Consider the following 11,434-nt stretch of genomic DNA (forward strand, 5'->3'; position numbering starts at 1 on the left):
CGGCCGAGCGCCTCGGCGTGGCGGCGGGGCCGGACGCCATCGAGGCGGGCCTCGCGGAATTCGCCGGGCGCGCCGAGGCGCTCGGCCGCCTGGTTCTGGAGCCGCTCGTTCACCAGCGTCTCGGGCACGGCGGCGAGAACGTCGCCCGGCGCGTTCAGGAGCGACAGGAACAGCCGACGCTGCTGGATCTCGTAGTTCGTCACGATGTCGTTGTTGACCCGCGCGGCCACGGCGAAGGGGCTCTGCGCGAGGGCGGGCGCGACGGGCAGCGCGGCGGCGAGGCCGAGGCAGGCCGCGGCGGCCAGGGTCGGGAGGAGCGAGAGGCGTGTCGTCATGGGGCCCTTATCCTCGGGTCTCGTGCAAGGTGCAAGCGCCGCGCGGCGTCAGTTCCGGCATGTGCGCGACCGGCTGCGCCCCTCGCGGGTCGCGCCGAAGCCGTTGAGGCCGACCGTCACGCCGAACTCCGTCGCGGGCTCGAGGCTCGTGGAGGTGGTGTAGCGGCGGGAGACGGTGAATTCCATGTCGACGCACTCCGTCTCGTAGCCGAGGCTGAGGCCCGCGCGCGTCGGCTCGGACTCGGCGAAGTCGTAGCGCCAGTTGACGCCCGCGGTCCAGTCGCTGTCGAAACGGTAGCCCGCGTCGAGCGTCCATTCCGCGATGTCCACCGGCCGCCCCTCCGCCACGTCCGCCTCGAGGAAGGTATAGGTCGTGTCGAGCCGGTGGTCCTCGCCGCGCCAGGCCAGCGCGAGCTCGTTCGAGGTGAAGTCGAACTGCTGGTCGAAGAGGGCGCGGTTCACGATGCGCAGGTCATCGCCGAGCGTGAAATGCGCCGCCACCAGCCAGTCCGACACCCGCCCGTCGAGGCCCGAGCCCGGCGTGAACTGGTTGAGGTCGTCGGCGCGCACGATGATCCCGGCGGCCAGTCCCGCCGACCAGCCGAGCGGGTCGATCCGCGTGTAGCCGATGCCGAAGGCGGCGCGCGCGCCCTCCTCGCGGCGGTCGGAGCCGGGGAAGCGGTCGAGCGCGAAGAGGTTCGCCTCGTCGAACTCGACGATCCGGTTGTCCTCCACCCGCACGTCCTCGCCGTAGGTCTGCGACCAGGCGACATGGACCACCGGCTCGAGAAGGTGGCTCACCCCCGTCGCGGTCGTCCGCTGGAGGGGATAGCGCAGCTCGATCGCGCCCTGCGGCGTGAGGCGCGCCTCGGTGTCGTTGAAGGCGCCGACGGTGTCCTGCCGCGCGGCGTGGACATCGCCCGCGAGCGCCGTCTCGAAGGTGAGGAGGAGGCCGCCCGGCAGCACCTCGGTCCGGCGCCAGTCGAGCACCGCCGAGATCCGCGCCGCGTCCGTCGCGGTCTGGTTGCCGCTGGCGTCCACCCCCGGCACGCCCGAGCGCCGCTGATAGGCGAGCGCGTCGAAGCGCAGCTCGCCAATCCCGCCGAGGAAGGCCGGCTCGAAGCGGTGCACGAAGCGCCCGTCCGCCATGCGGGTCGGCAACGTGTCGTTGTCGTCGTTGGCGCGCAGCGAGGTGAGATAGGTCGCCCCGAGGTCGAAATGGGTGTCCGCCTCGGTCCGTCCGATGCGGATGTTGCTCTCGAGGATGTCGGGGTCGGGAAAGCCGTAGGTCGTGAGATAGCCGTCGTCCGTCACCGTCTCGAACCGGAAGGTGAGATCGAGGTCGCGGCCCACGTCGAAGGCGCCCCTGGCGAAGAGATGCCCGCGGATGTCGTCCTCGGTCAGGTCGTCCGCCGTGACCGAGCCGAGCGCCTCGATCCGCCCGTTGCGGAAGGCCTGGCGGTAGCGCAGCTCGAAGGTCTGGCTGTCGCCGAGCCCGATCCAGGGCGTCACGGTCAGGTCGGCGTGGTCGCCGAGGCGGATGAAGTAGGGCACCCGGATCTGCGTGCCGGTGGTGTCGGTCGCCCGGAACGAGGGCGCGAGGAAGCCCGTCGCGCGCTCGAGCGTGGGATCGGGCAGGCGCATCTGCGGCAGCCAGATCACCGGCACGCCCATGACGCGGAACTGCGCGCCCTCGAAGTAGATCTGCTGCTCCACCTCGTCATGGATGATCCGGCGGGCCCGGATCTCCCACAATGGCACGGGATTGTCGGCGCAGACCTCGCAGGAGGAGGCGACGGCCTGGTAGGCCTGCGAATAGCGGCCGTCGACGCGGTCGATCTGCGTCGCCGCGATCTGGAGCTGCCGGTCGAGGACGAGGCGGGCGGATTGCAGGACGCCGTTCCGGAGATCGGCCGAGAGGTCGGCGAAGTCGGCCACGATCACAGAGGCGCCGGACGGGTCGATCAGGGTCAGCGGCCCCTCCACCGTGACCCGGTCGCCCGCGCCGCTGTAGGTGATCGACTGCGCCCGGAGGCGCGCGCCCTCGTAGAAGATCTCGACGCCGCCGCGCGCGGTGATCGTCTCGCTGCCCTGCTCGAAGCTGATGTCGTCGGCGATGAGCGTGGCGGGCAGGCCCTGGGCAAGACCCGTCGGGGCGGGGGCAAGCCATGCGAGCCCCGCGATGAGCGCTGCTGCGGAAACCCGCCGCGCGCCGCCAGTTCTGCCCTTCCGTCTACCCATCTTCCGTATGCAGCACGATGCCCACGGCGAGCAGGATCGCCGCCACCGGCGGCGCCCACGCGACGAGGGCGGCGGGCAACTGCCCGCTTTCCCCGAGAACTTCCGCGAAATCGCGGACGAAATACACCCCGAATCCGAGAAGAATTGCCGCAAGCACCATGATTCCGGTCTTGCCGAAGCGCGTGGGCCGCATGGTGAAGCCCGCGCCGATCAGGACCATCGCCGACAGCATCAGCGGATTGGAGAGCTGCATCTGCAGCCAGATTCGGTGCTGGACGGCCGCGAAGCCCGCCGCGTTGAGCTGCGCGATGAAGCCCGGAAGCTCGTAGATCGGCACCGTGTAGGGCCGCCCGAAGCTGTCGCGGATCTGCTCGGCCGTCAGCGTCGAGGGCAGGACAAGCGTGTCGTGGAACACGGCCTCGGCCTCGGCGTTGGCGACGCCCGCGAAGGGCCAGGCCTTCACGTCCCGCAGCGCCCAGGCCCCGTTCTCGAGCCGGGCCTCGCTTGCGCTGATCCGCTCGGTCAGGAGGCCGTTCTCGTCGAAGGTGAAGAAGTTCGCGTCGAACAGGTGCGTGCCGTCGGAATTGGTGCCCTCGGCATGGATCACCGTCTGCTCGGACAGCGTTCCCTGCCTGAGCCACAGCCCCTCGGCGCTGACCGAGACGGTGCGGCTCTCGGCGCCCTGGTAGCGGGCGACGGTCATCTGATACTCGCGCGCCGTCGCCGCCACGATCGGGTTCAGGATCAGGAGCGCGAGGACGCCGATCCCGAAGGCCACGAGGACCGGCGAGGCCGCCGAGCGCAGCGCCGAACGCCCCGCCGCGCGCACGACGACGAGCTCGGAACTGCGCGCGAGCCCCAGGAACAGCACCAGCGTCGCCAGCATCACGAAGAGCGGCAGCCAGGCATAGAGCGCCCGCGGCAGGTTCAGGAGCGACAGCTCCACCACCGCGCCGAGGCCCTGGTCGCCGCCGATCCGGCGCATCTGCTCGGCGATGTCGATGGGCAGGAGGATGCCGACGAAGACGGCGATCACGATGCCGAGGGCGCGCAGGAAGCGCAGCGCGATGTAGCGGTGCAGGATCATGCCGGCACCTCCGGCGACCCGCGCGGGCGCCGTCCGTAGCCGGTCAGGAGCCTGCGCCGCGATCCCGCGAGAAGGCCGAGCGCCAGCGTGATCGCCGCCGCCGCGGCGGGCTGCGCATAGGCGAGATACCAGAGCTCCGCGTCTGCCCGGGCCGTGGCCTCGGAGGCGTTCCAGATCACCTGGAGCGGGACGACGAGGACGACCGCCAGCAGGATCTGCCGCCAGACCCCGAAGCGCGAGAAATGCCCCAGCATCAGGCAGGCCGCCCCGATCAGCGGCGGGAAGATCGCGAAGAGCATCCGCGCGATCCGGTCGTGCCCCTCGAAGAGCATCCGCGCGAGCGGCAGGCCCATCGCCTCCGCCGTCCCGGCGTCCGCGCGCACGAGGAGCGCGGTGGGCAGTTCGCGCACGTCGTAGCCGCGTGCGCGCCCCTCGGCGATGAGGGCGGCGACGTCGTAGGTGAAATCCGCGAAGGTCACGGTCGAGAGGCGCCCGGTCTCGCGGTCGAGCGACTGCGCCATGCCGTCGAACATCACCAGCCGCGGCCCGGCGGGCGAGCGCACGAGCAGCGCGGTCGTCGCCGTGTAGGTCGTCTCAACGTCCGGCTGCGAGCGGTCCTGGAGGAACAGGTCGCGGAACTCGCCGAGCTCGGTGATCTCGCGGATGTAGACGGTCAGGCCCGCGGTCGGGTGGATGAACTCGCCCGCGCGCAGGAAGCGGCCGGTCAGGTCCTCCTGCACCTCGGCGGAGCGGTCGATGAACTGGCTGCGCGCGGCGGGCGCCAGCACGTTGGCGAGCGTGCCCGTCAGCCCGCCCACCAGAAGGCCGAAGACGAGGACGGGCCGCAGCAGCCGCCACGCCGAGAGGCCCGCGGTCTGCATCACGACCAGCTCGCTCTCGCCGATCATCCGGTTGAAGATGTAGAGCGTCGCTACGAAGGCCGCGATCGGCAGCACGAGGAGCATGATCTGCGGCAGCGCGAGCGCGGTGAACTCGAGGAAGACGCTCAGGTTCTGGCCGTCGGCGATGAGCGAATCGAACAGGTCGACCGCCGCCTCGATCCAGTAGACCGAGATCAGCACCAGGCTGAAGAACCCGAACAGGACCGTCAGCTGCGTGAGGATATAGCGGTCGAACCGTCCCAAGCCCCGTGTCCCGCCCCGTCCTTGGCCTCGCGTGGCGTTTCGCCCCGGTCACGGGGCCGCGGGGCCAGCCCGCAGACCCCCACATGCTGCGTCCCGCTCCGGTGCGGACGTCTGCATGTCGATCCTAGTGCAATCGCGCGGCATGGGAGAGGGCGATCTGGCCAATCCGGTTCCGCCGTCCTAAGGTCGCGGCGACCGGGACACGCTGCGCGGCCTGACCGCGCCGCGCGCGCCCGCACCCGAACCGCCCAGAGACCCCGACAGGACCCACGCGATGACCAAGCCCATCACGCTCAGCTTCGACGAAACCGACCTCGACGCCCTCGCCGGGCTTGCCGGCAAGCTCGCGGTGATCGTGCCGCCCGAGGGCAAGCTCGACCCCGCCGGACGGCGGCTGAGCCGCCTGACGAGGGGCGCGCTCGGGCGGCTCGTCGAGGGCGAGGGTTTCGCCAAGGCCAAGGCGGGCGACGTCCTGACGATGGCCTTTCCCGCGGGTCTCGCGGCCGAAGCGCTGCTCGTCTGCAAGCTCTCGCGCCGCCCCTCGGTCGAGGAGGCGCGCAAGGCGGGCGCGTCGCTGTCCCGGGCGCGCGGCAAGGGCGGGCTGACGGTCTGCGCGGGCGCGACGGCGCGGGTGGCCGAACTGGGCCTCGGCCTCGCGCTCCGCGCCTACGACTTCGCCGACCACAAGACCGGCGAGAAGACGCCCGCCGAGGACGCGACGATCCTGGTCGCCAAGCCCGAGGAGGCGCGCGCGGCCTGGGCGGCGCTGTCGCCCGTCGCGGATGGCGTCTTCTTCACCCGCGACCTGGTGAACGAGCCCTCGAACGTGCTGACCACGACCGAGTTCGCCGAGCGGCTGAAGGGCCTGACCGCGCTCGGGATCGACGTCGAGGTGCTGGAGGAGGACGAGCTCGAGAAGCTCGGGATGCGCACGCTGCTGGCCGTGGGGCAGGGCTCGGAGAGCCCGTCCAAGGTCGTCGTCATGCAGTGGAAGGGCGGCGGCGACGAGGCGCCGCTGGCGCTCATCGGCAAGGGCGTCGTCTTCGACACCGGCGGCATCTCCATCAAGCCCGCGGGCGGCATGGAGGACATGACCATGGACATGGGCGGCGCGGGCACCGTCGCGGGCGCCATGATGGCCATCGCGGGCCGCAAGGCGAAGGCGAACGTCGTGGGCCTCGTCGGCCTCGTCGAGAACATGCCCGACGGGCGCGCGCAGCGCCCCGGCGACGTGGTCCGCTCGATGAAGGGCGACACCGTCGAGGTCATCAACACCGACGCCGAGGGGCGCCTCGTCCTCTGCGACGTGATGTGGTACGCGCAGGACCGCTTCAACCCCTCGGGCATGATCGACCTCGCCACGCTGACGGGCGCCATCATCATCAGCCTCGGCCACGAGAACGCGGGCGTCTTCTCGAACGACGACGCCTTCTGCGACGCCTTCCTTAAGGCCGCGAAGTCCGAGGGCGAGGGCGCGTGGCGGATGCCGATGGGCCAGGCCTACGATGACAAGCTCAAGAGCCGCATCGCCGACATGAAGAACGTCGGCGGCCGCGAGGGCGGCTCGATCACCGCGGCGCAGTTCCTCGGGCGCTTCGTGAAGGAGGGGATGCCCTGGATCCACCTCGACATCGCGGGCGTGGCGAGCGTGAAGTCCGATACAGCGCTGGCGCCCAAGGGGGCGACGGGCTGGGGCGTCCTCTCGCTCGACCGGCTGGTGCGGGACAATTACGAGGGCTGAGCCGCGCATGGGCGAGGTCTATTTCTACCACCTGACGCGCTCGACGCTCGAGGGCACGCTGCGCGTCCTGCTGGAGAAATGCCTCGCCCGGCCCTGGCGCGTCGCCGTGCGCGGGCGCACCGACGCGGCGCTCGAGCGGCTGGACGAACAGCTCTGGCTCGGCGAGGGCTTCCTGCCGCATGGCCGCGCCGGGGGGCCGCACGACGCGGACCAACCCGTGCTCCTCACCACGGGGATGCCGGTGAACGCGCCCGACTGCCTCGTCTCGGTCGAGGGGGCCGAAGTCGCCGTGGAGGAGGCGGCGCGCCTCGCGCGCGTCATGATCCTCTTCGACGGCCACGACCCCGGCGCGATGGAGACGGCGCGCGCCCAGTGGCGGACGCTGACCGGGGCGAAGGTGCCCGCGAAATACTGGTCCGAGGCCTCGGGCCGCTGGGCGATGGAGCGCGAGAGCGGCTAACGCTCCAGCACCAGCCGCCCGCCGGAGATCTCCAGCCGGTCGAAGCGTTGCAGGTAGGCCATGCCGAGGAGGCTGTCCTCCATGTCGGTCCCGTTCACCACGGCACGCACGTCCGTGTCGGCGGCGGGGCCGAGCGCGACCGTCCCGAGCGTCACGGGCGCGGTGTCGACGGTGCCGTTGGCGGTGAGCGCGCGGCCCGAGAAGACCAGGGCGTCGGGGTCGATCCCGGCGCGGCGCGCATCCTCGCGGCTGAGGACGAGGTCGGTCGCGCCCGTGTCCACCACGAAGCGGATCGGCGTGCCGTTGACCTCGAGCGTGAGGTAGTAGTGCCCGTCGACATGCTGCGGCACCTCGATCCGCGCGCCCTCCATCATCACCGACTGGCGCGGCGCGACGGTGTTGCGGATGTCCGTCCAGAGGCCCACGGCGACGATCGCCCCGATGAAGATGAAGCTCCAGACCGCGGCGTATTGCGCCATGCGCCCGAGGTTCCGGCGCTGCGACGCGACCAGCCATCCCGCGATCGCCGTGACCAGCAGGACAAGGTAGACGAGGCTGCCGATCTGTTCGCCGGTCAAGGATGATCTCCCACGCTGTCCCTCATATAGGGCGGCTTGCGCTCAGATCACCTGCAGATCGCGCAGTCCGTCGATGACGAACTGAACCGAAAGCGCGGCAAGCAGCATCCCCAGAAGCCGCGTCACCACGTTGATCCCTGTCGGGCCCAGCAGCCGCTCGAGCGGGGCGGCGAGCATGAAGAACAGGAACACGACGAGGAGCACGAGGAGCATCACCACGTGAACCGCGAGGACGTGCAGCGCCTCGCCCCCTTCCTGTCCCGTCAGCAGGATCATCGAGGCGATGGCGCCAGGCCCCGCGATCAGCGGGATGGCGAGCGGGAAGACCGACGGGTCCTCCGGGTGGGCGCTGTCGGCCTGCCCCTGCCGCCGTTGCGCCCGCCGCTCGAACAGCATGTCGAGCGCGGTCAGGAACAGGAGGACGCCGCCCGCGATGCGGAAGGCGGGCATGGAGATGCCGAGGAAGTTCAGCACGGCCTCGCCCGCGACCCCGAAGAGCGTCAGCAGACCGAGCGCCACGAGACAGGCCCGCACCGCCACCTTGCGCCGCTGGCGCGCCGTCATGCCCTGCGTCAGCGCCACGAACAGCGGCGCGAGCCCTATCGGGTCGATGATCACGAAGAGCGTGACGAAGGCCGGGATGTAGAGGGCGAGGTCCATGGTCGCGGAGCCTATGGGCTGGGGCGGGCAGGCGCCAGATGCAGACGAGTTTTGCCGGTGCGGAACACGCGGCGAGGACGACCACGGCTTGCGGCGATGCGCGTCGCCGTTCCCGGCGGGGCGTCCGCAGGTCAGCCGGCCTCCGCGGCCTCGAGCTTTTCCGCCGCCGCGACCCAGAGCGCCTCGGCCCGGTCGAGGCCGTCCATGACCTCGGCATACTTGCGCTGCCAGACGCCGAGGTCGCCCGCGCGCTCGGGCTCGTAGAGCTCGGGATCGGCGAGCTTCTTCGCCAGCTTCTCGCGCATCTCCTCGATCTTGGCGACGCGCGCCTCGGCCTGCCGCACCTCGGAGCGAAGTTCCTTGATCCGCTCGGGCGAGGCGCGCTTCTTCTCTGGTTTCTGGGCCTTTGCGGGCCTTTCCTCACCTTTGAGGAGCAGTGCGCGGTAGCTTTCGAGGTCGTCCTCGTAAGGCGCCACGCGGCCATCCTTCACCAGCCACAGCCGATCCGCGACGAGGCTGAGAAGATGCATGTCGTGGCTGACCAGCACGACGGCGCCGGAATAGGCGGTCAACGCCTCCACCAGGGCCTCGCGGCTCTCGATGTCGAGGTGGTTCGTCGGCTCGTCGAGGATCAGCATGTGCGGCGCGTCGAGCGTGGCGAGCAGCAGCGACAGCCGCGCCTTCTGCCCGCCGGAGAGCTTGGCCACCACCGTCTCGGCCTGGTCCGCCATCAGCCCGAAGCCCGCGAGCCGCGCGCGCAGCTTGGGCGGCGCCTCCTCGGGCCGTTCGCGGCGGATGTGCTGGAGCGGCGTCTCGTCGAGGTGCAGCTCGTCCACCTGGTGCTGCGCGAAATAGCCGACGCGGAGCCTGGAGGAGGCGGTCACGCGCCCCTCCATCGGTTGAAGTTTGCCCGCCAGAAGCTTGGAAAGCGTGGATTTCCCCTCGCCGTTCCGGCCGAGAAGCGCGATCCGGTCGTCCTGGTCGATACGCAGCGACAGGCGGCTGAGGACCGCCCGCCCGCCATAGCCGACGGCCGCCTCCTCGAGGTTCACGATGGGCGGCGACAGCTCCTCCGGCTCGGGAAAGCCGAAGACGGTGCGGGCCGCGTCCTCGGGCATCCGGATCGGCGTCATCTTCTCCAGCATCTTCACGCGGCTCTGCGCCTGCCGGGCCTTGGACGCCTTGGCCTTGAAGCGGTCCACGAAGGCCTGGAGATGGGCGCGCTGCGCCTCCTGTTTCTTGGCGGCGGCGGCCTGCACGGCGCGCGTCTCGGCGCGGGTGCGGGCGAAAGTGTCGTAGCCGCCCGCGTAGAGCGTCAGCTTGCGCCCCTCGAGGTGCAGGATGTGCCCGACCGCGCGGTTCAGGAGGCCGCGGTCGTGGCTGATGATGAGGACGGTGTGCGGGTATTTCTGGAGGTAGCTCTCCAGCCACAGCGCGCCCTCGAGGTCGAGGTAGTTCGTCGGCTCGTCGAGGAGCAGCAGGTCGGGCTGCGCGAAGAGGACGCCGGCGAGCGCCACGCGCATCCGCCAGCCGCCCGAGAAGGCGGAGCAGGGCATCCGCTGCTCGGCGTCGGTGAACCCCAGGCCCTTCAGGATCGCCGAGGCGCGTGCCTCGGCCGACCAGGCGTCGATATCGGCGAGGCGGGTCTGGATCTCGGCGATGCGGGCGGGATCGTGGCTGACCTCCGCCATCAGCGCCGCGCGTTCCACGTCGGCCTCGAGCACCGTGTCCAGCAGCGAGACCTCCGAGCCCGGCACCTCCTGCGAGACGCCGCCGATCCGCGCGCGCGAGGGCAGGGTGATCGCGCCCCCGTCGAGCGTCAGCTCGCCCCGGATCAGCCGGAAGAGCGTGGTCTTGCCCGCCCCGTTCCGGCCCACGATGCCCACCTTGTGCCCGGCCGGGATCGTGGCGCTCGCCTCCTCCAGCAGAGGGCGCCCGGCGACGGAATAGGAGATGTCCTCGATCTTCAGCATGGGCGTGATGTGAAGGCGCGGGGGCGAAGTGTCAACGATGCTTCCGGGGGCGGGTTTTCAACGCGTGAGGGCCATGCTAAGCGCGCGCCGAAGCATTTCCCACGGAGCAAATCATGGCCGTTCAACGCACCTTCTCGATCATCAAGCCCGACGCCACGAAGCGGAACCTCACCGGCGCGATCAACGCCAAGATCGAGGCCGCGGGCCTGCGCATCGTCGCGCAGAAGCGCATCCACATGACCCGCGCGCAGGCGGAGCATTTCTACGGCGTGCACCGCGCGCGTCCCTTCTTCGGCGAGCTCGTCGAGTTCATGACGTCCGAGCCCGTCGTCGTGCAGGTGCTCGAGGGCGAGAACGCCATCGCGAAGTACCGCGAGGTGATGGGCGCGACCGATCCCGCCGAGGCGGCCGAGGGCACGATCCGCAAGGACTTCGCGCTGTCCAAGGGCGAGAACTCGGTCCACGGTTCGGACGCCCCCGAGACGGCGGCCGAGGAGATCGCGTTCTTCTTCGCCGGCATGGAGATCACCGGCTGAGCCGCATCTGACCGCGGAAACGACAAGGGCCGCTCCCATCGGAGCGGCCCTTCTTCGTTGGGCGGAGGCCGTTGGCTCCGCTCAGATGCTGGCCCAGTCGGTGAAGCGCGGGCGAGGGGTCTGTCCGGTCTGCTGCTGGCTGCCAGACTGCTGGCCCTGCTGCTGCGGCTGGCCCTGCGCGCCGCCCGCCTGTTGCTGCGACGGCGCTTGGGCGCCCGGCTGGGTGTTGGGGGTGTTCGTGGTCATCTGCCTGTCTCGATACGCTGCCTGCATGTCCCGCGCTGTCGCGGGCTGCGCGGGCAAGTGATCGAGGCCGGTGTTCCCGTCAAGCGGGAAAAGCGGGGAATGCCGCGAAGGTGAGCGACGCCGTGCCCGATCGGCATCCTTCCGCCCGTTGACCCTGCAAAAAAGGGCCGCCCGTCTCCTGGCGGCCCCCGCATCGTGGAGTGCGTCGAGCCTCACATCGGCTCGGGCCGCGGCGTGTCGGGCTCGCTCACCGGCAGGACGGGGTGGACGACCTCGGGGATCTCGCCGGTCAGCGTGCGCAGGAAGGCCGCGATGTCGGCGACCTCGGCCTCCATCAGGTCGGCGCCGAGCTGCGAGACGCCCATGACGGCCACGGCCTCCTCGAGCGTCCAGACGACGCCCGAGTGGAAGTAGGGGGCCGTCAGCTCGATG

At 70.7% G+C, this 11,434-nt stretch carries 10 protein-coding genes and 2 pseudogenes; 3 read left to right on the forward strand and 9 right to left on the reverse strand.

Annotation, left to right across the window (positions count from 1 at the left end):
- The 4 genes and pseudogenes from ACTS11_RS14135 to lptF all read right to left on the reverse strand — a co-directional run.
- Window positions 1–335, reverse strand: a pseudogene (locus tag ACTS11_RS14135) (hypothetical protein); the annotation flags it as partial.
- Window positions 336–383: 48 nt separating this feature from the next.
- Window positions 384–2,576, reverse strand: coding sequence for an LPS-assembly protein LptD (locus ACTS11_RS14140; RefSeq protein WP_442640947.1), 2,193 nt, complete (start codon window positions 2,574–2,576; stop codon window positions 384–386).
- Window positions 2,569–3,663 carry an LPS export ABC transporter permease LptG gene (gene lptG / locus ACTS11_RS14145; RefSeq protein WP_442640948.1) on the reverse strand — a complete coding sequence of 365 codons (1,095 nt, stop codon included), beginning with the start codon at window positions 3,661–3,663 and terminating at the stop codon, window positions 2,569–2,571. The genes ACTS11_RS14140 and lptG overlap by 8 nt, the downstream gene beginning before the upstream one ends.
- Entirely contained in the window at window positions 3,660–4,808 is a 1,149-nt protein-coding gene (lptF, locus tag ACTS11_RS14150; RefSeq protein ID WP_442640949.1) for an LPS export ABC transporter permease LptF, read from the reverse strand. The genes lptG and lptF overlap by 4 nt, the downstream gene beginning before the upstream one ends.
- A 274-nt stretch (window positions 4,809–5,082) precedes the next feature.
- Here lptF and ACTS11_RS14155 point away from each other — a divergent pair, with 274 nt between their 5' ends.
- A complete protein-coding gene (locus ACTS11_RS14155; RefSeq protein ID WP_442640950.1) occupies window positions 5,083–6,549 on the forward strand; it encodes a leucyl aminopeptidase in 1,467 nt (488 codons plus the stop codon).
- 7 nt (window positions 6,550–6,556) lie between these two features.
- Complete coding sequence (locus ACTS11_RS14160; protein WP_442640951.1) at window positions 6,557–7,009, forward strand: DNA polymerase III subunit chi; 453 nt, start codon at window positions 6,557–6,559, stop codon at window positions 7,007–7,009.
- Here ACTS11_RS14160 and ACTS11_RS14165 read toward each other — a convergent pair.
- The 3 genes from ACTS11_RS14165 to ACTS11_RS14175 all read right to left on the reverse strand — a co-directional run bounded on the left by ACTS11_RS14165 (window position 7,006) and on the right by ACTS11_RS14175 (window position 10,220).
- Window positions 7,006–7,587: a retropepsin-like aspartic protease family protein gene (locus ACTS11_RS14165; protein ID WP_442640952.1), complete on the reverse strand. Its 582-nt coding sequence runs from the start codon at window positions 7,585–7,587 to the stop codon at window positions 7,006–7,008. The two genes, ACTS11_RS14160 and ACTS11_RS14165, sit on opposite strands and share 4 nt — an antisense overlap.
- Before the next feature lie 42 nt (window positions 7,588–7,629).
- Entirely contained in the window at window positions 7,630–8,247 is a 618-nt protein-coding gene (locus ACTS11_RS14170; protein ID WP_442640953.1) for a MarC family protein, read from the reverse strand.
- Between the two features lie 131 nt (window positions 8,248–8,378).
- Window positions 8,379–10,220 carry an ABC-F family ATP-binding cassette domain-containing protein gene (locus tag ACTS11_RS14175; RefSeq protein ID WP_442640954.1) on the reverse strand — a complete coding sequence of 614 codons (1,842 nt, stop codon included), beginning with the start codon at window positions 10,218–10,220 and terminating at the stop codon, window positions 8,379–8,381.
- Window positions 10,221–10,333: 113 nt separating this feature from the next.
- On the opposite strand from ACTS11_RS14175, the gene ndk reads away from it, so the two are divergent.
- Complete coding sequence (ndk, locus tag ACTS11_RS14180; RefSeq protein WP_442640955.1) at window positions 10,334–10,756, forward strand: nucleoside-diphosphate kinase; 423 nt, start codon at window positions 10,334–10,336, stop codon at window positions 10,754–10,756.
- An 81-nt stretch (window positions 10,757–10,837) separates the two neighbouring features.
- Here ndk and ACTS11_RS14185 read toward each other — a convergent pair whose 3' ends face one another.
- Together ACTS11_RS14185 and ACTS11_RS14190 are read right to left on the reverse strand one after the other, a co-directional pair.
- A complete protein-coding gene (locus tag ACTS11_RS14185) occupies window positions 10,838–11,002 on the reverse strand; it encodes a hypothetical protein (protein ID WP_442640956.1) in 165 nt (54 codons plus the stop codon).
- Window positions 11,003–11,214: 212 nt separating this feature from the next.
- Window positions 11,215–11,434: pseudogene (locus tag ACTS11_RS14190) on the reverse strand (cytochrome C peroxidase); the annotation flags it as partial.

The sequence above is a fragment of the Roseicyclus sp. genome (genome assembly GCF_052168335.1).
In the GTDB taxonomy this organism is placed as follows: domain Bacteria; phylum Pseudomonadota; class Alphaproteobacteria; order Rhodobacterales; family Rhodobacteraceae; genus Roseibacterium.

Bases quoted from the DNA above. Each gene is read 5' to 3' on its own strand.
- ACTS11_RS14175 (WP_442640954.1), bottom strand. From the start codon at position 10,220: ATGCTGAAGATCGAGGACATCTCCTATTCCGTCGCCGGGCGCCCTCTG.
- ACTS11_RS14155 (WP_442640950.1), top strand. From the start codon at position 5,083: ATGACCAAGCCCATCACGCTCAGCTTCGACGAAACCGACCTCGACGCC.
- ACTS11_RS14185 (WP_442640956.1), bottom strand. From the start codon at position 11,002: ATGACCACGAACACCCCCAACACCCAGCCGGGCGCCCAAGCGCCGTCG.
- ndk (WP_442640955.1), top strand. From the start codon at position 10,334: ATGGCCGTTCAACGCACCTTCTCGATCATCAAGCCCGACGCCACGAAG.
- ACTS11_RS14170 (WP_442640953.1), bottom strand. From the start codon at position 8,247: ATGGACCTCGCCCTCTACATCCCGGCCTTCGTCACGCTCTTCGTGATC.
- lptG (WP_442640948.1), bottom strand. From the start codon at position 3,663: ATGATCCTGCACCGCTACATCGCGCTGCGCTTCCTGCGCGCCCTCGGC.
- ACTS11_RS14140 (WP_442640947.1), bottom strand. From the start codon at position 2,576: ATGGGTAGACGGAAGGGCAGAACTGGCGGCGCGCGGCGGGTTTCCGCA.
- ACTS11_RS14160 (WP_442640951.1), top strand. From the start codon at position 6,557: ATGGGCGAGGTCTATTTCTACCACCTGACGCGCTCGACGCTCGAGGGC.